Origin of the sequence: Desulfovibrio sp. ZJ200, from assembly GCF_011039095.1 — a bacterium.
Lineage (GTDB): Bacteria > Desulfobacterota > Desulfovibrionia > Desulfovibrionales > Desulfovibrionaceae > Desulfovibrio.
This window is the reverse complement of the sequence record NZ_JAAKEH010000003.1, coordinates 36,160-57,114: the sequence shown is the minus strand read 5'-3', so window position 1 is coordinate 57,114 and position 20,955 is coordinate 36,160. Positions and strand designations below refer to the sequence as shown.

Genomic DNA, 20,955 nt, shown 5'->3' with positions numbered 1-20,955 from the left:
GTGCAAGCCGCAAGATCTGCGCCCGACTCGGCAGTGCTGCACAACAGACAGGGGAGATGCAGCGTGCCAGGGCAAAGGCGCACGGATACGATTGCCGCCTGCCCGGAGAAATCCTCATGGAGTTAAACACAAGCGGTATCATCGGCCAAAGCCCGATCCTGGCCGAAGTCTTCAGAATCCTCGGCAAAGTCGCCCCCACTGACAGCACTGTGCTTGTAACCGGCGAATCCGGAACCGGCAAGGAGCTGCTGGTCCGCGCGCTGCACGCCAACAGCGGCCGCGCCGCCAAGCCCTTTGTGCCCATTAACTGCGGGGCCATCCCCAAGGAATTGCTGGAGAGCGAGCTTTTCGGCCATGAAAAAGGCGCTTTCACCCATGCCATCCGTTCCAGGGCCGGTCGCTTTGAGCTGGCGGACGGGGGCACCATCTTCCTGGATGAAATAGGCGAAATGGACCTCAGCCTGCAAGTCAAGATCCTGCGCGTGCTTCAGGAAAAAGAAATTGAGCGCGTGGGGGGCAGCGGCAGCAGGAAGGTGGACGTGCGCATTGTGGCGGCGACCAACCGGGATTTGGAAGCCGAAGTGGCGGCAGGGCGCTTTCGCGAGGATCTCTATTACCGGCTGAACGTCATCCCCCTGCATCTGCCGCCCCTGCGCGAGCGCGGCGGCGACGTATTGCTGCTGGCGCGGCATTTTCTGAGCCGCTTCTGCCGCAAAAAATCCCGCGAGCCGCTGGCGCTCGCTCCTGATGCGCGTCGTATTCTGGCTGCCTATGCCTGGCCCGGCAATGTGCGCGAGCTGGAAAACGTCATGGAGCGCCTCAGTATTCTGGTGGACGGCGATGTGGTGCAGGCGGCGGATCTGCCGCAAAAAATCCTTGAGCATGTGGGCGATCCCGCGGAACTGCCCGATATTGAAGAACCGGGCGCAGCCGAAGCCCCGCAGCGGAGCGGGCATGTTGCCGCCACGGCAGCCGGGCCCGCCGCAGCGAATCCCAATGCTTTTTTTTGGCCGGATTTGTCTGTGCTGGCAGCGCAGGGCATGAATCTCAAAGATTTTCTGGATGCCGTGGAAAGCCGCCTGATTGATGAGGCTCTGGACAAGGCCCAGGGCGTGAAAAACCAGGCTGCGGAATTCTTGGGCGTCAAGCGCACCACCTTGATTGAAAAGCTCAAGAAAAGGAATTTGTAAAGAGTTTTCCCCATTGCTGCGACCGGGCCTGGCGGCAAGACACAAGATACATGCGCGGCGGCGTCACTCGCCGCTGCTTTTGTGAGGCGATTCGCCCAAAAGCGCGCTACATTCCGGGCGCGGGATATGCAGATTGAAGGCGTGGATGCGACTCATTGTGGAACTATGTTTATCGGCATATCTTTTGCATTAAAACGCGGCAGATACTAAATCTCATTCTTTTTGCAATGCCCAGTGAATACAGCCTGCTGCACCGGCATGAACCGGCCTCATAGCGCCGCCCGCAAGAGCACATTGCGCCAAAGCCCGCATCGGCTTTTGTCGTCTGCCTGCCTGTTTTTTTCGCTCTGCCTGCTCTGGCTTGCCTCTCCGCAACCGGCGCGGGCCATGCTTTGGCAATGGCTGCCCGGCGCGTCGTCCGAGCGCCTGATTATTGTGCTCGACAGCCCGGGGCAGGCCCGCAGCGTGGCCCGCACCAGCCCGGTCGGCATGACGCTTTTTCTGAACAGCCCGGCAATCTCTTTGCGGCACACCGGCCTGCCCCCGGCTCCCGGCTCTCTGCTGGAAAGCCTGGCCCTTGAAAACGGGCAGGTGCGCATCAATCTTTCCTCGCGCGCGGTCAATCATGTGCTGACCCGGCCCGCGCGCGACAGGGTGGAAATGGAATTCTTTGCCGCTGCCGCCGAGCCGGAAGTCGTCCCGGTTCAGGCACGCGGCGCGTCTGAGCCCGCAACCGTGAACGCGCCGATCCCGCTTCTTTCTCCGGCGTCCGGCCCTGCCGCGGCCGATGCAGGCGAATCCCCGGCTTTGGCCGGGGACTTTCCGGCAGATATGCTGCGCCAAAGTCTGAACCGCGCGGGCGCCTTGCCGTATTCACGGCTGAAGGCCCTTGCCGCGCGGCAAGCTGCGCTGCAAACGCCGGAGCCTGAACGCCGGGCGGCAGAGGAAGTCATGCGGCCTGCCCCTTCCGGCGCGGGTTTCTGGCTGTCCGCGGCATATGCCGCGGCAGCGCCCGAGCCGCAGGAATCTGCCGCGTTGGGCGAGCGCGGCAGGATGCTGACGCGCCAGGATCTGCGCGGCAAAGTCAATCCCGGCGGCCCGGAGGACTGGCCTCAGGAGAGCGGCTTGTCCACCGCCACCACCGCCACCGTGCCCCCATCAAACAAGGATCGCCCGGCTTCCGCGCCCTTGGCGGATCAGGCCGCCGCTGCCCCCGACACCGGGAAAGCCCCTGCGCCCGCCGAGCAGGCCGCTACGGTCGCCGAGCAGGCCGCCGCGCCGCCTGAAGCGGCGCAATCCGCCGAATCCGCCGAATCCGGCAAACCCGGCGAAACGCCCGCCACGCAAGCCGAAACCGCGCAAAACAAGGTGGCGGACAGCCTGGAAGGCAAGGCCGAAAAGGCCGCTGCGCCGCAGACGCAGGCCTTGGCGGAGAAGGAGGAAGGCCCGGTTGTGACCGGCCCTGTGGACACAGAGCCTGTGGGTTTGCCTGTGGATGAACAGCCCGCCGAAGAAACAGAAGCTTCCGATGCAAAGCCTCGTGAAGTCATTTATGTGGATGAGCAGGGCAACCCGGTTCCCAAGCCGCCGGAACCCGACAAAATGCTGGCCGAAGCCGAGCGCCTGATCAGCGAAGGCAAATATGCCGAAGCCCTGCCGCAGCTGGAAAAAATCCGCGCGATTACGGATATTTCGCCACAAATGCGGGAAAAAGTGCTCTATGATATCAGCGACTGCCTCTGGGCCCTCTATGCTGCCAATCCCCTGGCCGGATACGAAGCCATTGTCTCTTCCACCAATGAGGCCATGAACGCCAATCTGCGCTCGCCGCGGGTTCCCGACGCCTTGCTGCGTCTGGGCCTTGCCAATGCGAACGTGGGCAACCTTGTGGATGCCGGAGGCTATGTTGTCGCCCTGTTCAGGCGTTATCCCGACTTTCCGGGGGTGGCGCAGGGTTTTGCGGCTCTGGGTCGGGAGCAGCTCAAGCGCGGGCTGAATCCGGAGGCCGAGCAGTCGTTTGCCATCGTGCTTGACAAGTACCCGGAATCTTCGCATCTGCAGGATGCTTCCGTGGGTTTGGCCCAGGCGCTTTTCAATCAGAAAAAGTACGACAAGGCCCAAATCATTCTTGATTTCATCAGCAAGCGCTGGCCCCGCCATTATATTGACCACCCCGATTTTTTGCTTTTGCAGGCAGGCAACGACGAGGCTTTGCAGAAAACGGACGCGGCACTTGCGCTGTACTGGCTGTACGTCAATCTGGATCCGGGACGAAAGGGCAATGACGCGCTCCTGCTCAAAATGGGCGACATGTATCTGCGCAAGGGCAACATGAGCGCGGCGAACTTCGTCTATCATGAGCTGGAGCGCCGTTTTGCCGGGGCCCCGTCCGCGTCTGCCGCTCGCCTGCGCCTGGCGGAAAAGGGCATTTACCAATCGCCCCTCGCTTATGAGCAGATGAGCCGGGTCTTCGCCAGAGCGGGGGAACCGCCGTTGCCGCAGGTATACAGTGAGATTGCCGCTTCCTCCAAAACAGCCCCGGAGGCGGTCCTGGCCCGCCTCAAGCAGGCCATGTGGCTCTACTGGGATAAAGAGTATACCGAGGCCATGGGCAAGGCCGCCGATTTCATTGACGGCTATCCCGAGCATCCGGATGTGCCGCAGGCCAGGGAGATCATCTGGCAGGCCTTTCAAAAGGAGCTGGCCAATTCCCTGGCCGAGCAGAACTACGGGCGTATTCTGATTTTGTGGAACGGCTTTCCCCTGGTGCGCGAACGCTACGGCCCGCCCGATCCCCGCTTGCGTTACGCGCTGGCGCAAGGCTGGCTGGAGCGCGGCGAGGAAGCCAGGGCCTATGAGATGCTGGCGGAGTTTTTAAAAACGCCTATGGATACAGAGTATGGCGAGGCGGCTTTTACCGAGTTTTTCAATCGTTATCTGCAAGCCGGGGCCTGGGATAAAATTCTGGATTTGGGCAAACTGGTTTCCGCCTGGAAGATGAAGCCCGAACTGCGCAGGCAATTGGACTATGCCCTTGCCCTTTCGGCGCAGAATCTCAATCTTGCCGGACCGGCGCTGGCCATGTGGCGCGAACTGGCCGCACGCGCCGACATACCGCTGTATCAGCGCGCCTATGCCACCTATTTTCTGGCCCGCGACGCGGAACAGCGCAAGGACATCAAGAACGCCTATGATTTTAACCGGCAGGTTATCGACCTCTTTACCCGGCTGCAGGATGAGCGCTCGGACAAGGCCGATCCCCAGCGGATCAAGGAAGCCGTGGCCGCGCTCATGGATATTTGCGAGGTGGGCAACCGTATCCCCGAAGCTCTGCAATGGGTGGCGCGCTATAATGCTTTTGTGCCGGAAACCTCGCCCGAATACCCGGGGCTGCGTTTTCGCGAGGCCCGCCTGTATCGCAAGCTGGGCGACACGGCAAGGGCGCAGGCCCTGTTGGAGGGCATTGCCAAACAGTTTCCGGACTCGCCTTTCGGCAAGGCCGCGGCAAGCGAATTGCGCACCTTTGAAGTGTCCCGCGATCTGCGCGACTACATGCCCGGCGGGACAAGAGCGCCGCAGGCCCCTGCTCCGTAATACCAAAGCCGCAGCCAGAGCCTGCGCCTTCAGCCCTTCCGCTGCCTGAGTTCCCTTGTCCAGGGTCAGCCCTCATTAGAGCATTTTCACTTTGAAAATGCTCTAAAAGCGTGGCCGCTTTTATCGAAGTGTGCTGCCTGCCCTGCCGGATTCCCCGGCTTTTCAGGCCACTGCCCGGCATGCTGCAATGGTATGCGTTACACGGTCCCGGACAGCCGCGCTTTTTTGTGCGCGTCTGCACTGCGGCCGCAAACAACGGCGGACAAAAAATGCCTGCCTCAGGTAAAGAAAGGCTTGCAGCGGCAACATTGCCAGTTTATTGCTGTTGGGATATGCTGCGGGAGTCAGAGCAACACTTTACCCGGCCTCTGCCGCACGGGCGGGGCGGGCCGCTGTTTACGGGAGAAAGAATATGAAAGGCATACGCCGGTTTTGCATAGTCGTATTGCTCATGCTGGCTGCGGGCTGCACAGGCGCGCAGCAACGCGGCATGATTGGTTCCCTGTATGTTTCCACGGCCAGACCGGCCATTTCCATAGAGGCCAAAAATCTTCCCCTGCGCACCGCCGGGCGCAGCGTGGTCAACCTCCCCTGGAGCAGCGTGCTGGGCGGTCTGCCCATCCGGGTCTGGCTGGCCGTCTATGGCGCCACAAGCCCGCAAAGCCCCATGGCCATTGTCGCCCAGGCCGAGGTGCCTGCCGGCTGGTACTGGGACGGAATCATGCGCCGCCCCTTCAGCGTGGATGAAAGCGTGGAGATCTTCGATAATGTTGCGTATCAGGCCTGCACCTATATTGTGGACGGGGCGCGCGACCCGTTCGCGGATCTGGTCAAAGGCCAGGAGGCGGCAAACGGCGAAAAGCCCCTGCGCTGGATAGCCCGCGGCTTCGCGGCCCGTTACAACTTTAATGACGACAAGATTATTCTTGAATACCGGGAGCCCCTGCCTGCGGAAATTACCTCTCTTTCCGCTCTCCCATACGGGCAGGCGGACTTTGTCAAGGCTTTCGAGCAACGCGCCCGCGAGGCCTTCAGCGTCGGGCCGCTGCCTTCGGGCGCTCTCCGGATACAGCAGGGCTATGCTCAGGGCGTTCTATGGCAGTATATGGATCAGCGTTTTTTAGGGACCGTATCCCAGTATGATATTTTCAACACAAATTGATTCCCTTTTGAAGGTTTTGAAAGCCCTGAAGCAGGGAAAAAATTTCCTAGTGTATTGACTGGTTTTGAAACAGTGTGTATATTCATCAATCATGCAATATGGCAGGGTTAAGGCTGTTCTTTGGTGGGACGGCTCACGCAGAAGAGGGGATTTGCGCCGTATTGGCATGAGCGAACATACAAATCAAGGGGTAGGTAATGGACGACTATTTAAAAGAAGCTCTGGAAATCACCAGAGCCCAGGCCGGTGTGCGGATCATGACCGAGGAGGAAATTGCGGCCTTTATCCAAAAGGTGGCGCAAGGCATCCGCGCTGTGGCCGAAGGTGAAGCGCCTGTTGAACTCGACAGTGCGGAAATGGCCGTGGAAGCTCGAAAATCAGTCAAGGAAAAGTCCGTTACCTGCCTTGAGTGCGGCAAGAGCTTCAAAATTCTGACGAAGCGGCATTTGGCCGGTCACGGCATGGACACTGCCGAGTACAGGGAAAAGTGGGGCTTCAAGAAGGACGCCCCGCTGGTTTGCAAAGCTTTGCAGCGTGAGCGCCGCAAAAAGATGAAAGACATGAAGCTGTGGGAAAAACGGCGCAAAGCCAAGTAGAAGTCATTTCATAACTGGCTTTTAGAGCGTTTTGCTAATGAAATTAGCTAAACGCTCTGGCGGCAGCGTTAGCTGACGCCCGCGCCGAATGAGCGTCCAGACCGCGTTCTGGACGCGAAATGATGGCAGCGAAGTGATTGAAAATGGATATTTTCAATCAAAAAATCTTCTCGTGAACCGTAGCGGCCCATCTATCGCCGGCAGGGTCACGCCGCCGTGCATGGGCGGTTTCATCGGAACATAGAGCAGATTACCTTTGACTTTTTATGAAAGTCAAAGGTGGCATTCAGGCGAAGAACGCGGTTTTCGTCTGAATGTACGCCGCGTTGCGGCGGCTGCCGCTTTCGCGTCAGCAGATCATTTTCAAAGTGAAAATGCTCTAGTTGCTCAGACGTTTGCAGGCGGGCATTGCCCGCCTGCAAACGTCTGAGCTATATGCCGCAGGTCTTTGCAATGAATTTTCCCCAGCCTGTCACAAATCCTTCCGAAGCCCGGGCGCTGCTGTCCCTGCCTGAAGCCCGGCTTCTGCGGCAGGCCTCATGCCTGCGCGAAGCAGCCTTTGGCCGCAGGATCGACCTGTGCGCGATCATCAATGCCCGCAGCGGCGATTGCGCCATGGATTGCCGCTTCTGCTCCCAGAGCCGGCATAATCAAACGCCTGTCAAGGTCTTCGACCTGCTTCCCGATGATCTGCTGCGCGCGCGCATCCTGACCCTGGCGGCCCTGCCGGTGCGGCATATCGGCGTTGTGACCAGCGGCGGCGCGCTTCATGCCCATGAGCTCAAGCGTCTGTGCGGCGTCCTGACTTCCCTGCCGCCGGAGGTCCGGCCCCGGGTCTGCGCCTCCCTGGGCAGGCTGTCGGCCGGGCAGCTTGCGCAGTTGGCCGCAGCGGGGCTGATCCGGTACCATCATAATCTTGAAACCTCCCGAAGCCATTATCCGCGCATCTGCACCACGCAGACCTGGGAGCAGCGGCGGGATACGGTTGTCCGGGCCATGCGCGCCGGGCTTCAGGTTTGCAGCGGCGGCCTGTTCGGCCTGGGCGAGAGCTGGGAGGAGCGCATTGACTTTGCTTTCAGCCTCAAGGCCCTTGGCGTGCGCCATGTGCCCATCAATTTTCTGTATCCCCATCCCCAGACCCCTTTGGCGGGTCAGGAAATTCTCGACGCAGAGGAAGCACTGCGGATCATTGCCGTGTTCCGGCATATTCTGCCGCAGGCCACCTTGCGGATCTGCGGCGGCCGCCCGCTGGTGCTGGGCAAGCGGCAATCGGAAATTTTCGCCGCAGGGGCCAATGCCCTGATGACCGGCGACTACCTCACCACCCAGGGGCAGGGCGTGGAAGAAGATCTCGCCATGCTTGCGGCCCAGGGCCTGGAGGCGGCCGGCTATGCGTAATGCCGGTACTGCGCGGAGCATCTGCGCTTCCCGTGCTTTGAGCGGCCTTTTTGTCACGGGCACAGGCACGGATGTGGGCAAAACCGTGGCTGCTGCGGCGCTGCTGCGCGCATTGCGCGGGCTCGGCCTTGCCGCGCAGGCCGTAAAGCCCGTGCAGACCGGCGTCGCGCCTTCTGAAGCCGAGACTTCGCCTTTGGCCGATGCTCCGGTCTATGCGGCGGCTGTGGCGGATCTGGCCTGCATGCCGCAACTTTCTCCGGCTGTGGCCCTGCATTGCTTTCCCCTGCCCGCGTCGCCGCATCTGGCTGCGGCCCGGGTTGGAGAACGGCTGGAGGTGGCAGAACTCTGCCGCAGCATCCGCGCGCATTGGGCGCGGCAAAGCGCGGCGGATTTTTTGCTGGTGGAAGGCGCGGGCGGCCTGCGCGTGCCGCTGAATGAGCGCGAGGACATGCTGGATTTGATGGCGGCCCTGGATCTGCCTGTGCTCCTGGTGGGCGGCAATTATTTGGGCGCGCTCAACCATGCCCTGCTTTCCCTGGAGGCTTTGCAGAACCGCGGTTTGCGCGTGGCTGCTCTGGCCCTGACAGCGGCTTTGCCCGAAGAACACGGCAGGGCCAATGCCGAACAGGAGCTTATTTTGCAGGACAATGCGGCTCTGCTGCGCGCGCGCTTGCAGGCTGCGGGAAGCGACGCGCCCGTACTGGAACTGCCGCGCCTGGCGCGACTGGACGCAGCGGGCTGGCAACTGCTTTCCCGGCGCATGCTGCCCCTGGCCCAGGCCCTGCAAAAGCGGAGCGGGCAGCGCGGGCGGCCTGCGCCCTTTGCGGATCTGCTGCCGCGCGATCACCGTTGCGTCTGGCATCCCTATGCCTCGGCCGTGCAGCCCCCACCCCTGCATGTGGCCCGGCGTTCGCACCATAACCGCATTGTCCTGGCCGACGGCAGGGAGCTTATTGACGGCATGTCCTCCTGGTGGGCTGCGGCGCACGGCTACAATCACCCCAGGTTGCTCCACGCGCTGCGCGCCCAGGCCGGGCGCATGCCGCATGTGATGTTCGGCGGGCTGACGCATGCTCCGGCCGTGACTCTGGCTGAACGGCTGTTGTCGATAATGCCGCCTGGGCTCAGCCGCGTTTTTTTTGCGGATTCCGGCTCAGTGGCCGTGGAAGTGGCCCTGAAGATGGCCCTCCAGTGCCAAAAGGGCAGGGGAGAGGCGCGGCGCACGCGTTTTCTGACGCCGCGCGGCGGTTATCACGGCGACACCCTGGGAGCCATGTCGGTCTGCGATCCGGTCACGGGCATGCACAGCCTGTTCAGCGCCTTGCTGCCGCAACAGATCTTTATGGAGCGGCCTGCCTGCCGTTTTGACGCGCCTTTTGACGAGACATGCCTGGACGACGCGCGGCGTCTGCTCAAAATGCACAGGGATGAAATTGCGGCTGTGATTCTGGAACCGGTTGTGCAGGGCGCGGGCGGCATGTGGTTTTATCATCCCGCGTACCTGCGCGGCCTGGCCGGGCTTTGCAGAGAGGCGGGCGCCTTGCTGATTTTTGATGAAATCGCCACCGGATTCGGGCGCACCGGCAAGATGTTTGCCGCGGAATGGGCTGGCGTCACGCCCGATATTCTCTGCTGCGGCAAAGCCCTGACCGGCGGCGTGCTGACGCTTGCGGCCACGGCCTGCACGGCCCAGGTGGCCCGGGACATCTGCCGCGACAACATGGTTTTCATGCACGGCCCCACCTTTATGGCCAATGCCCTGGCCTGCGCCGTGGCCAATGCGGCTCTGGATCTGCTGGAGCAGGGCGCATGGCCGCAGCAGGTGGCAGGTTTGGAAAGCGCGTTGCGCGCCGGGCTTGCCCCTTGCGCCACATTGCCGGGCGTGGCCGATGTGCGCGTTTTGGGCGGCATCGGCGTGGTGGAAGCCCGCCAGCCTGTGAACACCGCGGCCCTGCAAGCCTATTTTGTGGAGCAGGGCGTCTGGATTCGACCTTTTAACCGCCTGATCTATCTGATGCCGCCCTTCATCAGCCCGGCCGAAGACGTGGCCCGGCTTTGCGAAGCAGTGCGGGGCGCTTTACGGGCTGGAGCGCATCTGCCGTGACGTGTCCGCAGCATGTTTGCAGATGCGTTTTCCGGCAGTCCGCGCCATATCGTGCGGAGCGCGGAGCAATGTTTGCCTTTGCCCGGGCATGCGGTTCCGGCCGGATGTTGTTTGACGCGGCGGCCACAGCCGGGGCCAGAGCAATTTCACTTTGAAATTGCTCTGGCGGCCGCGGGAGCGGACGCCCGCGCCGAATGAGCGTCCAGACCGCGTTGCGCCAGCCGTTGGCGAGTCTGCGAGCCTTACGGATGGCGACAGCGGTTGCGTTGGCTGGCTGCCGCAGTAACCAGTTGCTGTCTTCATCCGTAGCTTCCTTCGTCGCAACGGCTGAAGCCTGGACGCGAAATGATGGCAGCGCCGCTTTTGAAATTGAATAATTTCAAAAGCAAAATGCTCTATTCCGAAGGCGGAGGCAGCGGCAAACCGCGGAATATCAGGCGCGTGGCTGTGGCGTCGGCCAATTCGCCCATGTCCATCAGTTTTTCAAGAAGTTCCAAAAGATAATAGCGGTCGTTTTCGCAACCGTCTTTAAAATCCGCCTCCAGCCCGCCGGAGCGCATATAGGCTTCCAATTCTTCCAGATCCTTGACTGTCAACATATACTGTCCTCGCATCCAATCCGCGTATTGGAGAGATGAGAGCATTTTTTGATTGAAAATGAATATGTTCAATCAAAAAATGCTCTATGCCCTCCCGGCACGGGCCAGCGCGGCCAGGCAGCGCCCGGCAAGCCGTTCCGTCAGAAGCCGCGCCTCATGAATCTCTTCTTTGCTGATTCGATCATAATGCACGCCCGCGCTGACGCACACGGCACAGGCCAGTTGCGCGGCCAGCGCGCGCGCGAGAAAGGCCGCCAGCTCATGATCCTTATGCCGCGTGTCACGGGAAAGTACCCTGACTGTGACCCCCGCAGCCCCGGCAGGGCTGCTGGGCGCGGCCTCTGGCACGGCCAGCGCCGTGCCGCCCAGATGCGCCTCGCCGCCGGTAAGCACGGCCTGCCAGTCCCTGCCCATGCGGCAGAGGCGCAGGGTGAGGGTCAGTCGTCCGCTGCGGGCTGTGAAACGCATCTTTTGTCCGGGGTTGTGGTGAAGATTGTGTCAGGCATTTTCCAGATGCGGCGCAGGGCCGCGTCCATGGCTTGCAGTTCCGTGCCCAGAGCATTTTCTCTTTGAAAACGCTCTGCTGACGCGAAAGCGGCAGCCGCCGCAACGCGGCGTACATTCAGGCGAAAACCGCGTTTTTCGCCTGAATGCCACCTTTGACTTTCATAAAAAGTCAAAGGTAATCTGCTCTAGGGTCAGCCCTCATTCATCCACCTGCTGCAAAGCCGCCTTTTTCCGTCCGGCGGCGTTGCAAGGCCAACATTGACCTTGCGGTATGTTCAATACAGCTTCGCCCAATGTTTGCCTTGCGCCTTGCCGACCGAAAAAATTCGGCTTTTCGCGGACGGTGTTTTAATGAGGGCTGCCCCCAGATGATCGCGGATCTCGTCGCGCAGGCGTCCCAAGTGGTGGGGCGGCAGGGTTCCGCCGTCCTCGCCGAGCTTGAGCGCGGCCACAAAGGCTGCGGCTTTTTGGGCGGCCCGCCCCCCCCCTTGCGTCCGTAATGGGTGAAACATGCTACCGGATGGCGTCATGCTCCGCAAGGTGTTGGGCGGCAATGATATTTTTGAATCTATTTTCAGATGCCTTTGTATCGTCAGAGAGAGGCGCAAGCGCTGCGAGGCTTGACGCCGTGCCGGGCGGGCCTTACATTTCAGCCTGTCACATTATTTTGCACGGAGCAGCCATGACTCTTGATCCCACCAAGCACCCGGACTGGGAAATCGCCCTGGATGCGGAATCCCGCATGAAAACCATTGACGCTCTGGCCTCGGAAATGGGCCTTGAGCCCGCAGAAGTATTGCCCTACGGGCATTATATGGGCAAAATCGAGCAGCAATCCGTGCTGCGGCGTCTGGCGGATCGGCCCAACGGCAAATATGTGGACGTGACCGCCATCACGCCCACGCCCCTGGGCGAGGGCAAATCCACAACCACCATCGGCCTGGTGCAGGGCCTGGCCCGGCGGGGCTACAGATCATCGGCCGCTATCCGCCAGCCTTCGGGCGGCCCGACCATGGGCATGAAGGGTTCGGCAGCCGGCGGCGGCCTTTCGCAGTGCATCCCGCTCACGCCGTATTCGCTCAATTTCACGGGCGACATCCATGCCGTGGGCGCGGCGCACAATCTGGCCATGACTGCCCTGACCGCGCGCATGCAGCATGAGCGCAACTACGACGACGCCACGCTGGCGCGGCTTTCCGGCATGCGCCGTCTGAATGTGGACCCTGCGCGCGTGGGCACGGGCTGGGTGCTGGATTTCTGCGCTCAGGCTTTGCGCAACGTGATTATCGGCATTGAAGGCGACGGTCGCCGCAACGACGGCTTCATGATGCGCTCGCATTTTGACATTACCGTGGCCTCGGAGGTGATGTCGATCCTCTCCGTGGCCCGCGATCTGCGCGATTTGCGCGAGCGCATGGGCCGCATGGTTCTGGCTTTGGATCGGGACGGAAACCCCGTGACCACGGCCGACCTGGAAGTGGACGGGGCCATGACCGCATGGCTGGTGGAGGCCGTCAAGCCCAATCTGATCCAGACCATCGAAGGCCAGCCCGTACTGGTGCACACCGGGCCTTTCGGCAATATCGCGCTGGGCCAGAGCTCGGTCATCGCGGACAGGGTCGGCCTCAAGCTCAGCGACGTGCATGTGACGGAATCCGGCTTTGCCGCTGAAATGGGCTATGAGAAATTCTGGAACCTGAAGTGCCGGTACAGCGGGCTTGCGCCGGACGCGGCGGTCATTGTGGCCACGGTGCGCGCGCTCAAAAACCACGGCGGCGCGCCCCGGCCCAGGCCCGGCCAGCCGCTGCCGGAGCCCTACACCCGCGAGGATGTGGGCCTGGTGGAAGCGGGCTGCGTCAATCTGCTCCACCACATCGGCATTGTGCGCCGCTCCGGCGTGCCTTCGGTGGTCTGCATCAACAGGTTTCATACGGACAGCCCGGCGGAAATCGCGGCCATCCGCCGCATCTGCGAATCTGCGGGGGCCCGTGTCGCTGTTTCCGAGCATTGGGAAAAGGGCGGAGAAGGCGCGCTGGAACTGGCCGACGCGGTTATGGACGCCTGCAATTCCGAAAAGCGGCATTTTCAGCCCCTGTATGATTGGAGCCTGCCTTTTACCGAGCGAATCAACCGCATTGCCCGCGAGATATACGGCGCGGACGGCGTGGACTTTGAGCCGCTGGCGGCCCAGCGCCTGAAGGCCCTGCAGGAGCGCCCGGACGCTGATTCGCTCGGGGTCTGCATGGTCAAGACCCAGTATTCTCTGTCCGATGATCCCACGCGCAAGGGCGTGCCCGCCTCGTGGCGGCTGCATGTGCGGGATGTGCTGCTCTTTGGCGGCGCGGGCCTGGTCTGCCCGGTGGCCGGAGACATCAGCCTGATGCCCGGCACCGGCTCACGTCCCGCGTTCCGTAATATTGATGTGGATGTGGAAAGCGGTCGCGTGACCGGACTTTTTTAGAACATTTTTTGATTGAAAATGGATATGTTCAAGCAAAAAATGCTCTAGAGCGGTTTGCTGTTGAAAACGGCAACCGCTCTGGCGACCGCGGGAGCGGCCGCCCGCGCCGAATGAGCCTGAAAACCACGTTTTTCAGGCGAAATGATGGCAGCGCCGCTTTTGAAATTGAATAATTTCAAAAGCAAAATGCTCCAGGAGCGGGCCTGTGTTGCCGGATTTTGCGCCGACAGAGCGCGTGGACGTGGCGGTCAACATTTTCGCCAAGCCCTTTCAGACGGCCCTGTCGCTTTTGTCCCTGTTGCGGCACAGCGGGCCGCGCATCAATGTGATCTGGCTGCAATTCGAGCCCTACGGCTCACGGCATGACAGCATCAGCACCTATCATATCGCTCAATATTTGCGCGAGCTTGTGGGCGAGCGCTGCAAGGTCTTTCAGCCGGATCACTGGCTGGATCTCAAGGCCGCGGATACCGCGCGTTTTTCCGATCCCGCCTATCGCCTGGGCATCCGCTATCAGTATGCCTTTGAACACAGCGCGAGCCGCAAGCTCTTTCTCATGCACAACGACGTGCTGGTGCTCAAGGATATTCTGGGCGCAATGCTGCCCCAAATGGGCCATGCCTTTGCCCTGGGCGCGCTGGGCCAGTGCTGGAACTGCCCGGCCAGCCATGAGGCATTGATGCAGGAAGCTCTCGGGCGCAGCGCCTGCGGGCCGCGCAGCTACCTTGATTTTCAGCCTTCCTGTGCGGAATTGCGGCGTCTTTACGCGCTGGCCCGGGCCAGAGGCGTTTTCGTGCGGCCTTATGACCAGGGCTTTGAAGGCATTTTTGATCGGCAACCCTGGCCCCTGCCCGAATGCCGGATCAACGAGTGGGCCTGCCTCCTGGATTTGGAAAAGACCCGGCCTCACTGCGTGCCCTTCGGACCTGTTCTGCCGCCCGGAGCCTACCGCCAATGCGGCCCCATCTGTCTGGATATCGGCGTGGAGTGGTTCCGCGGTTTGCACGCCCTGGGCCTGCACGCGCGGCATTTTGAGCTCAAGCCCTACCTCAAGCACTGGGTGGGCACCGGCAAAGTGACGCCCAGGCGATACCTTTTGGCTGAAGAGAACGCTCTCGGGCTGTTGCGGCGGCACTATCCGGACTATCTGAAGTGGCTGGCGGAAAAAACCGGAAAAGCTTTCGGCTAGAGCATTTTTAATTGAAAATAGATATTTTCAATCAAAAAATGCTCTAAGGCTGTCCGCGCGCTCCAGGCAGGCTTTTTTATCCAGAATTGCCTGCGGATGAAGCCCCAGAGCCCTGTGCAGAAGATACAGGCGCAAATGAGGTTGCCAATCTTCGGGATCACGATCGGCGGCCGCCTGCTGGCAGGCAACCGCGGCAGCCAGATTTCCCCGGCCTTCGTGGGTCAAACCGAGGCAGAACCGCGGCCAGGCCTGGCCGGGGTGCCGTTCCACACAGGCCAGCAACGCCGGAAGCGCCGCAGGCTCAAAATGCAGGAGCCGTGATTGGGCCTTGAGCACGTCATCCGGGCTAAAAGCCTTTGGAGACATGGTCACCAGCATGGCCAGAGCATCCGCTTTCAGAGCTTCGGGAATCTCCGGGTTCAGAGCGGAGCCGGGAAGCGCGCGCACAAGGCAGACCCGCGGCAGATGGCGGCGCAACTGGCCGCTGCCCAGACAGTCGAGCCAGAAGAGCGCATCCGTCAGACCAAAAGGGTGCAGCGTTCTGTAGCCGCCCACATCTTCCCAAAGGCTTTTCCGAAACAGGGAGCAGCCCGCGGCAGCCTTTTCCTCCAGGATTTCCTCAAGTCCCTGTGGCAGGCACGTCCGGCCCTCGGCATCCTGAGCCCTGGCCGTGATCATATTCAGCTCAGGCCGTGATTGCACGGAATACGCGAGTGATCGCAGCAGATCCCGGCTCAGTTCGTCGCCGGGCAGCAGCGGCAGCAGCCAGGGGCCACGGGCTGCCATTATGCCCGCATTCCAGGCCTCCCAATGATCGGCAGGCCTGCTCTGAAATGGCTGTTGCCCCGGCTCCGAAGCCTCGACAGGAGTCGTGACCCCGTCACCCAGGCTTTTCCAGAGGGCTGCCGCTTTTTCAGTCAGATGGGGCGGGCCGGCGAACACAACTTCCAACTGCGGCGCAAGGTTCTGCCAGGGCTCCTGTTCCCGCAGCGTTTGCAGGGTCGCTTTCAAACCTGAACAGTCGTTGCCAAGTGCGATGACGGCGCTGACGGCATCCGGCCGTGGCAGCGCAGTATTCCGCGGCGAGCCCTCGCTCACGCAGGCAAAAGAGAGTGTTTCGCCTGATCGCGCGGCGCAGTTATGCAAAAATTCGTGGAGCCGGCCGCCTTTGCTCTGCCAGGAGAGATGCTCCTCGCCATAACGGCGCATGAGCGCCCGCGCCTCCGGATGCTCTTCGGGAAAACGGGCCAGGGCCGCCAAAGGAGCCATGTCGATGGGCGCGTCATTCTGCGGCACGCTCAGGACAAAATCCGGCAGCGGGTCAAAATCCACGTCGCGTCCGCCAAAGAAAAACGGCAGGCCCTGCAAACAGTATTGCCGATGTTTGAGGGACGCGTGCTCGGCCATGCCCATGCGATGCAGCGCCAGACTGCCCACGCCAAGATGACAGGTGGCGGCCAGCTTATACAATTCGTCCTGATTGAGCCTGCCGTGAAAGCGTACCTGACTCTCCAGGCTCAAGCGTCGGACCAGATCCAGATATTGGGGCAATGACTCGCCGCTGCCCGCCAGATGCAGGATGAAACGCTGTGGGCCGTCATAGGCGGCCATGCCGTGCAGCAGGCGGTCTACGCCATGCCAGGGGGCAAAATGCGCTGCGCAGAGCATATGGATGGCCTCGTCCGGCAGTGCAAAATCAAGCTTGGGCACGCTTTGCGGCTCAATGCCGTTGCCGAGCATCAGCCCCGGCCTGTTATTGCCTGCCCGCTGCTGCTCATAGCGCAGAATTTCGTGCGTCACCGCGCACAGCCCTGCGGCTTTGGCCAGCACACGCGGGCCCCAACGAATTTCATTGAGGCGCGCTTGCTTCGTGAATTCAGCCTCCTCCACGGTGTTGTGCTCAAAAACCACGTTGGGGTGACGGAGCGTAAATTGCCAGAGACGTCGCGTGGCGCCGGGATAGCGGAAGTAGATGACATCGGGTCTGATGTCCTGAGCCAGAGAGTCGGCCGCGGCCATATAGTCCGCGAGGTTGAAGGGCAGGCTCAGATACCGGAAGCTGTATCCCCGCGTCTGTTCGGCTCTGGAGGGGCCAATGGCAAAGCCCAGCGTATCGGCGTTATAGAGCCGCAACTGCCGGATCTGGGAATCGAATTTTTTCAATAATTGGGGAAAATCCGCGATCAGCACGGCCAGACAAAGAATACGCATAGATCTCTCCTCGGTTCAGGGCTGTCGCGTGATGCTGAAAGTCATTCCATCCAGGGCTGCTGCGGTCAGACAAGCGCCCGAAACGGCGGCAACGCCCTTGGAAAGGAGCCGAAGACCAGGGTTTTTGCTGAAGTAGCCCTCATAAATCGCGCGCGGGCTGATGGATGACATGAGCTTTGGCCAAAGCGGCAAGCATTTTTTCCGGTTCCACGCAAAGGCGACGCAGGAGCTTGCTGTGCCGGGCCTGCAAAGCGGAGGGGTCAGTGTCCCGCAAAACGTCTTTGAACATCCGTCTGACCATATACAAGGCCTTGTGCGCAGCCGGAAAATGCCGCCTGTCGCAGACAGTTCCGTTGAGCAGGATTTGCAGCGCGTGACACAAGCGGATGCGTTCCAGCTCAGCGTCCTCGCGGCCCTGTGCGCACAAGGCGCGCGCCTGCGCAGCCTGCTCCACGGCCCGCGCGAATTCGGCCAGCAGACGCTCCCCCAGGGCAGGATTGAAAGCGAGTACCTGGCTGGCGCAGGCCAGCGTGCCCGCGGCATGCGCCAGCCAGCCGGAAAATTTGCCTGCCTTCGGAAAGTCCGGCGCCTCGTCCAGCGCCTTTCCCACTTTTGAATGCATGGCCGCGTCATACACCAACTGGCGCACATGCCGGTTGGTCATGCTTTGGCCATGTTTGCGGTAAATCACGAGACCTTCGGGGTTGCAGGCAAAAACTTTGCCCGCCACTGCGCAACGCAGCCAGAAATCCTGATCCTCGCAGGCTCCGAGGGAAACGTCAAAAAAGCCGATTTGGGCTGCTGTTTGCGAGCGCAGCATAAAAGTATGCACCGGCGAAACATTGGCATTGCATAAATGCAGATCAAGATGCTTTTGCATCAGCGGCCAGAAGGCATCCGGCGTCTCTCGGCTCTCAAAGGTCTGCAGGCAGAGGCAAACGCTGATCTCCAGATCCGGGCGGGCTGCGAAAAGACGCAGGTGACTGGCCAGATTGCCATTGCCGAGCAGGTCATCGGCATCCAGAAAAACCAGATACTCGCCGCGCGCAGCACGCAGGCCTGTATTGCGCGCTGCCGAGAGCCCCTGATTTTTCTGATAAATATAGCGCACGGCCGCGCCAAAGGCCTGAGCCTCGGCCGCGGTATTGTCCGTGGAGCCGTCATCCACAATGAGTATTTCCGTTGCGACGCCGTCAGTACTCTGGGCCTGAACGCTTTTTACGGCCCACGGCAAAAAGCGGGCATAATTGTAGGTCGGGATAATGACGCTGACAAGCGGCGTGTCCGGTTTGCTCATGGCGATCAACGATATTTGGGGCAGGCGTCAAAGGAAAGCCCCTGCCTGTCTTTGGCCGAAACAATGGGCCCGGACGCAGGCAGCGGCCAGTCAATGCCGAGGGCCGGGTCGTCCCAGCGCAGGCAATACTCGTCATCCGGCGCATAATAGGCCGTGCACTTGTACAGGAATTCCGCTTCCGGGCTTGTGACAATGAAGCCGTGGGCAAATCCGGGAGGCACCCAGAGCATCCGACGCTGTTGATCGTCCAGCAGCGCGCCGAAACTTTTGCCGAAGGTAGGCGAGGAGACGCGCAGGTCCACAACCACATCATAGACTTGCCCAAGCGTCACACGCACAAGTTTGCCCTGGGGCGCGACAAGCTGGTAGTGCATGCCGCGCAGCACGCCAAGGCGGGATTTGCTGTGATTGTCCTGCACGAAGGTATATGGGCCGCAGTGGCTTTCAAATTCATTCTGCCGAAACGTTTCCAGAAAGAAGCCCCGCTCGTCGCCCAATACCCGGGGGGTCAGCAAGACAGGTCCGTTCGGGGCCAGGACAGTAAATTCCATATTCTCTCCTTGGGGTTCCACTGCGTCAACGCATCTGCAAGAGACGAAGCAGATACTGGCCATAGTCGGTCTTGGCAAACATGTTGCCGGCCCGCTCCATTGCCGCGTCGTCAATCCAGCCCTGTCTCCAGGCGATTTCTTCCAGGCAGGCCACCTTGAGGCCTTGACGTTCCTCAATGGTTTGCACATAGGACGATGCTTCCAGCAAGCTCGTGTGCGTGCCGGTATCCAGCCAGGCAAAGCCGCGCCCCAGCTTTTCGACGCGCAATCGCCCCTGCTCGAGATAGGCCTGATTAATGCTGCTGATTTCCAGTTCGCCGCGTGCCGAGGGCTTGATGCCCCGGGCCAGCTCGACGACGGTCTGATCGTAAAAATACAGCCCGGTGACGGCAAAGGGAGAAAGGGGCTTTTCCGGTTTTTCCACAATGGAAGTTGCGTTGCCTTTTTCGTCAAAGCAGACCACGCCGAAACGTTCCGGGTCTTTGACCAGATACCCGAAAATGGTGGCTCCGTCCGTCACAGAAACAGCGCGCAGCAACTTTTCGGTAAAATGCTGGCCGTGAAAGATATTGTCGCCCAGGATCAGGCATACCGGCGAGGAAGCCAGAAATTTTTCGCCGATCAGAAAAGCCTGCGCAATGCCCTGGGGTTCGGGCTGCACGGCGTAGCTCAGTTCCAGGCCAAAGCGGGAGCCGTCGCCGAGCAGGCGCCGGTATTGGGGCAGATCGGCAGGCGTGGAAATGACCAGTATGTCACGAATGCCCGCCAGCATGAGCACCGACAAGGGATAATAAATCATGGGCTTGTCGTAAATCGGCAGAAGCTGCTTGGAAACCCCGAGCGTAATGGGATGCAGCCGGGTGCCGGTGCCGCCGGCCAGAACAATGCCTTTGTATTTCATGCTGACCTCAGACGGCGACGCCCAGCCGTTGGCAACGGTATGTGCCGTCAAGAATGGGCTGCCACCAGGCTTTGTTTTCAAGGTACCAGCGCACGGTTTTGCGCAGGCCGGATGCAAAATCCTCCCGCGGCCGCCAGCCCAGCTCCTTTCTGATTTTTGCGGCGTCAATGGCGTAGCGTCCGTCGTGACCCGGACGATCACGCACAAAACGGATCAAATCCGCATACCTGCCGAGACCGGCGGGTTTTTGCGGCGCCAACTCCTCCAGTATCTCGCAAACGGCGCGCACCACCTCCACATTTTGTTTTTCGCAATGTCCGCCCACAGCGTAGGTCTCGCCCTCCCGGCCGTGCGCCAGCACAAGCAAAAGCGCGCGCACATGATCCTCCACAAAGAGCCAGTCGCGTACCTGACGGCCGTCGCCATAGATGGGCAGATCGCGCCCGGCCAGGGCATTGAGAATCGTCAGCGGGATAAGTTTTTCCGGGAATTGGCGCGGCCCGTAGTTATTGGAGCAATTGGTCACCAGGGTGGGCAGACCGTAGGTGCGCTGCCAGGCCCGGACCAGATGATCGGATGCGGCCTTGCTCGCGGAATAGGGCGAGCTCGGGGCATACGGCGTGCTCTCGGAGAAAGCGGTTTGCGTCTCTGCGAGATCTCCGAAAACTTCATCCGTGGAAATGTGATGAAAGCGGAAATCACGGGCTTTTTGCGGCTCCGCGGTTTTCAGGCCTTTCCAGTAGCGGCGCGCTTCTTCCAGCAGCACGAACGTGCCCCGCACATTAGTCTCCAGAAAGGCGGCCGGGTTGTCGATGGACCGATCCACATGGCTTTCGGCCGCCAGATGCATGACGGCGGCAGGCTTGAAAACCTCAAAGGCGGCGCGCATGGCCGCGGGATCTGCAATGTCCGCGTGTATGAAGTGGTAGCGCGGATTATCGGCCACATCAGCCAAAGACGCCGGATTGCCGGAATAGGTGAGCTTGTCCACGTTGACGACGCGCCATGCGCTCGCCAACAGCACCTCGCGAACCACGGCCGAGCCGATGAAGCCCGCGCCGCCCGTGACCAGAAGAGTGTGCGTCATTCACGTACCCTGTTGTGTTGCAAGGAGGCTTTTTCAGCATTTTTTGATTTTTTACTATATTAGCAAAATTTGTTCCGCAGCGCAAAGTTTGCTTCTTTGCGCCCCCGG

Annotated in this window: 19 protein-coding genes; 10 read left to right on the top strand and 9 right to left on the bottom strand. The window is 60.9% G+C overall.

Features of this window, described 5'->3' with window-relative positions:
* Nucleotides 1-116: 116 nt before the first annotated feature.
* The 4 genes from G7Y52_RS01675 to G7Y52_RS01660 all read left to right on the top strand — a co-directional run bounded on the left by G7Y52_RS01675 (nucleotide 117) and on the right by G7Y52_RS01660 (nucleotide 6,542).
* Nucleotides 117-1,190 (top strand): sigma-54 dependent transcriptional regulator, encoded by a 1,074-nt coding sequence (locus G7Y52_RS01675; RefSeq protein ID WP_165065069.1) that lies wholly within the window; start codon nucleotides 117-119, stop codon nucleotides 1,188-1,190.
* 258 nt (nucleotides 1,191-1,448) lie between these two features.
* Nucleotides 1,449-4,784 (top strand): tetratricopeptide repeat protein, encoded by a 3,336-nt coding sequence (locus G7Y52_RS01670; RefSeq protein ID WP_241159557.1) that lies wholly within the window; start codon nucleotides 1,449-1,451, stop codon nucleotides 4,782-4,784.
* A 412-nt stretch (nucleotides 4,785-5,196) separates the two neighbouring features.
* Nucleotides 5,197-5,946: a DUF4851 domain-containing protein gene (locus G7Y52_RS01665; protein ID WP_165065066.1), complete on the top strand. Its 750-nt coding sequence runs from the start codon at nucleotides 5,197-5,199 to the stop codon at nucleotides 5,944-5,946.
* Nucleotides 5,947-6,143: 197 nt separating this feature from the next.
* Nucleotides 6,144-6,542, top strand: a complete 399-nt coding sequence (locus G7Y52_RS01660; protein ID WP_165065063.1) for a MucR family transcriptional regulator — start codon at nucleotides 6,144-6,146, stop codon at nucleotides 6,540-6,542.
* A gap of 230 nt (nucleotides 6,543-6,772) precedes the next feature.
* On the opposite strand, the gene G7Y52_RS01655 is transcribed toward G7Y52_RS01660, so the two are convergent.
* A complete protein-coding gene (locus G7Y52_RS01655) occupies nucleotides 6,773-6,964 on the bottom strand; it encodes a hypothetical protein (protein WP_165065060.1) in 192 nt (63 codons plus the stop codon).
* Nucleotides 6,965-6,977: 13 nt separating this feature from the next.
* On the opposite strand from G7Y52_RS01655, the gene bioB reads away from it, so the two are divergent.
* Nucleotides 6,978-7,940 (top strand): biotin synthase BioB, encoded by a 963-nt coding sequence (bioB, locus tag G7Y52_RS01650; protein ID WP_241159556.1) that lies wholly within the window; start codon nucleotides 6,978-6,980, stop codon nucleotides 7,938-7,940.
* Nucleotides 7,933-10,044, top strand: a complete 2,112-nt coding sequence (gene bioA, locus G7Y52_RS01645) for an adenosylmethionine--8-amino-7-oxononanoate transaminase (RefSeq protein WP_165065055.1) — start codon at nucleotides 7,933-7,935, stop codon at nucleotides 10,042-10,044. The genes bioB and bioA overlap by 8 nt, the downstream gene beginning before the upstream one ends.
* Before the next feature lie 395 nt (nucleotides 10,045-10,439).
* Here the strand turns inward: bioA and G7Y52_RS01640 are convergent, their stop codons facing one another.
* Together G7Y52_RS01640 and G7Y52_RS01635 are read right to left on the bottom strand one after the other, a co-directional pair.
* Nucleotides 10,440-10,643 carry a hypothetical protein gene (locus G7Y52_RS01640; RefSeq protein ID WP_165065052.1) on the bottom strand — a complete coding sequence of 68 codons (204 nt, stop codon included), beginning with the start codon at nucleotides 10,641-10,643 and terminating at the stop codon, nucleotides 10,440-10,442.
* An 84-nt stretch (nucleotides 10,644-10,727) separates the two neighbouring features.
* Nucleotides 10,728-11,111, bottom strand: coding sequence for a hypothetical protein (locus G7Y52_RS01635; protein WP_165065049.1), 384 nt, complete (start codon nucleotides 11,109-11,111; stop codon nucleotides 10,728-10,730).
* 25 nt (nucleotides 11,112-11,136) lie between these two features.
* Here G7Y52_RS01635 and G7Y52_RS01630 point away from each other — a divergent pair, with 25 nt between their 5' ends.
* Nucleotides 11,137-11,412: a hypothetical protein gene (locus G7Y52_RS01630; protein ID WP_165065046.1), complete on the top strand. Its 276-nt coding sequence runs from the start codon at nucleotides 11,137-11,139 to the stop codon at nucleotides 11,410-11,412.
* A 13-nt stretch (nucleotides 11,413-11,425) separates the two neighbouring features.
* Here the strand turns inward: G7Y52_RS01630 and G7Y52_RS14830 are convergent, their stop codons facing one another.
* A complete protein-coding gene (locus G7Y52_RS14830; RefSeq protein WP_206215163.1) occupies nucleotides 11,426-11,704 on the bottom strand; it encodes a hypothetical protein in 279 nt (92 codons plus the stop codon).
* Between the two features lie 128 nt (nucleotides 11,705-11,832).
* Between G7Y52_RS14830 and G7Y52_RS01620 the strand changes: the two genes are divergently transcribed.
* The 3 genes from G7Y52_RS01620 to G7Y52_RS01615 are packed head-to-tail and all read left to right on the top strand — an operon-like array spanning nucleotide 11,833 to nucleotide 14,800.
* Nucleotides 11,833-13,611: a formate--tetrahydrofolate ligase gene (locus G7Y52_RS01620; RefSeq protein ID WP_165065040.1), complete on the top strand. Its 1,779-nt coding sequence runs from the start codon at nucleotides 11,833-11,835 to the stop codon at nucleotides 13,609-13,611.
* A gap of 8 nt (nucleotides 13,612-13,619) precedes the next feature.
* Nucleotides 13,620-13,784 carry a hypothetical protein gene (locus G7Y52_RS14825; RefSeq protein ID WP_206215162.1) on the top strand — a complete coding sequence of 55 codons (165 nt, stop codon included), beginning with the start codon at nucleotides 13,620-13,622 and terminating at the stop codon, nucleotides 13,782-13,784.
* A gap of 32 nt (nucleotides 13,785-13,816) precedes the next feature.
* Nucleotides 13,817-14,800, top strand: coding sequence for a hypothetical protein (locus G7Y52_RS01615; protein ID WP_241159555.1), 984 nt, complete (start codon nucleotides 13,817-13,819; stop codon nucleotides 14,798-14,800).
* 27 nt (nucleotides 14,801-14,827) lie between these two features.
* Here G7Y52_RS01615 and G7Y52_RS01610 read toward each other — a convergent pair whose 3' ends face one another.
* The 5 genes from G7Y52_RS01610 to rfbB form a co-directional block, all read right to left on the bottom strand.
* Nucleotides 14,828-17,011, bottom strand: a complete 2,184-nt coding sequence (locus tag G7Y52_RS01610; RefSeq protein WP_165065037.1) for a hypothetical protein — start codon at nucleotides 17,009-17,011, stop codon at nucleotides 14,828-14,830.
* A 139-nt stretch (nucleotides 17,012-17,150) separates the two neighbouring features.
* Nucleotides 17,151-18,308 (bottom strand): glycosyltransferase, encoded by a 1,158-nt coding sequence (locus tag G7Y52_RS01605; RefSeq protein WP_165065034.1) that lies wholly within the window; start codon nucleotides 18,306-18,308, stop codon nucleotides 17,151-17,153.
* A 5-nt stretch (nucleotides 18,309-18,313) separates the two neighbouring features.
* Entirely contained in the window at nucleotides 18,314-18,859 is a 546-nt protein-coding gene (rfbC, locus tag G7Y52_RS01600; RefSeq protein WP_165065031.1) for a dTDP-4-dehydrorhamnose 3,5-epimerase, read from the bottom strand.
* A 25-nt stretch (nucleotides 18,860-18,884) separates the two neighbouring features.
* Nucleotides 18,885-19,760, bottom strand: a complete 876-nt coding sequence (rfbA, locus tag G7Y52_RS01595) for a glucose-1-phosphate thymidylyltransferase RfbA (RefSeq protein WP_165065028.1) — start codon at nucleotides 19,758-19,760, stop codon at nucleotides 18,885-18,887.
* A gap of 7 nt (nucleotides 19,761-19,767) precedes the next feature.
* On the bottom strand, nucleotides 19,768-20,847 hold the full coding sequence (gene rfbB / locus G7Y52_RS01590; protein ID WP_165065025.1) for a dTDP-glucose 4,6-dehydratase: 1,080 nt from the start codon (nucleotides 20,845-20,847) through the stop codon (nucleotides 19,768-19,770).
* Nucleotides 20,848-20,955: the final 108 nt, after the last annotated feature.

Excerpts from the sequence above, each read along its gene's own strand:
- rfbC (WP_165065031.1), bottom strand. The coding sequence starts at position 18,859 with ATGGAATTTACTGTCCTGGCCCCGAACGGACCTGTCTTGCTGACCCCC.
- G7Y52_RS01610 (WP_165065037.1), bottom strand. The coding sequence starts at position 17,011 with ATGCGTATTCTTTGTCTGGCCGTGCTGATCGCGGATTTTCCCCAATTA.
- bioB (WP_241159556.1), top strand. The coding sequence starts at position 6,978 with ATGCCGCAGGTCTTTGCAATGAATTTTCCCCAGCCTGTCACAAATCCT.
- rfbB (WP_165065025.1), bottom strand. The coding sequence starts at position 20,847 with ATGACGCACACTCTTCTGGTCACGGGCGGCGCGGGCTTCATCGGCTCG.
- G7Y52_RS01605 (WP_165065034.1), bottom strand. The coding sequence starts at position 18,308 with ATGAGCAAACCGGACACGCCGCTTGTCAGCGTCATTATCCCGACCTAC.
- bioA (WP_165065055.1), top strand. The coding sequence starts at position 7,933 with ATGCGTAATGCCGGTACTGCGCGGAGCATCTGCGCTTCCCGTGCTTTG.
- G7Y52_RS01635 (WP_165065049.1), bottom strand. The coding sequence starts at position 11,111 with ATGCGTTTCACAGCCCGCAGCGGACGACTGACCCTCACCCTGCGCCTC.
- G7Y52_RS01640 (WP_165065052.1), bottom strand. The coding sequence starts at position 10,643 with ATGTTGACAGTCAAGGATCTGGAAGAATTGGAAGCCTATATGCGCTCC.
- rfbA (WP_165065028.1), bottom strand. The coding sequence starts at position 19,760 with ATGAAATACAAAGGCATTGTTCTGGCCGGCGGCACCGGCACCCGGCTG.
- G7Y52_RS01670 (WP_241159557.1), top strand. The coding sequence starts at position 1,449 with ATGAACCGGCCTCATAGCGCCGCCCGCAAGAGCACATTGCGCCAAAGC.
- G7Y52_RS01665 (WP_165065066.1), top strand. The coding sequence starts at position 5,197 with ATGAAAGGCATACGCCGGTTTTGCATAGTCGTATTGCTCATGCTGGCT.
- G7Y52_RS01675 (WP_165065069.1), top strand. The coding sequence starts at position 117 with ATGGAGTTAAACACAAGCGGTATCATCGGCCAAAGCCCGATCCTGGCC.
- G7Y52_RS01660 (WP_165065063.1), top strand. The coding sequence starts at position 6,144 with ATGGACGACTATTTAAAAGAAGCTCTGGAAATCACCAGAGCCCAGGCC.
- G7Y52_RS01620 (WP_165065040.1), top strand. The coding sequence starts at position 11,833 with ATGACTCTTGATCCCACCAAGCACCCGGACTGGGAAATCGCCCTGGAT.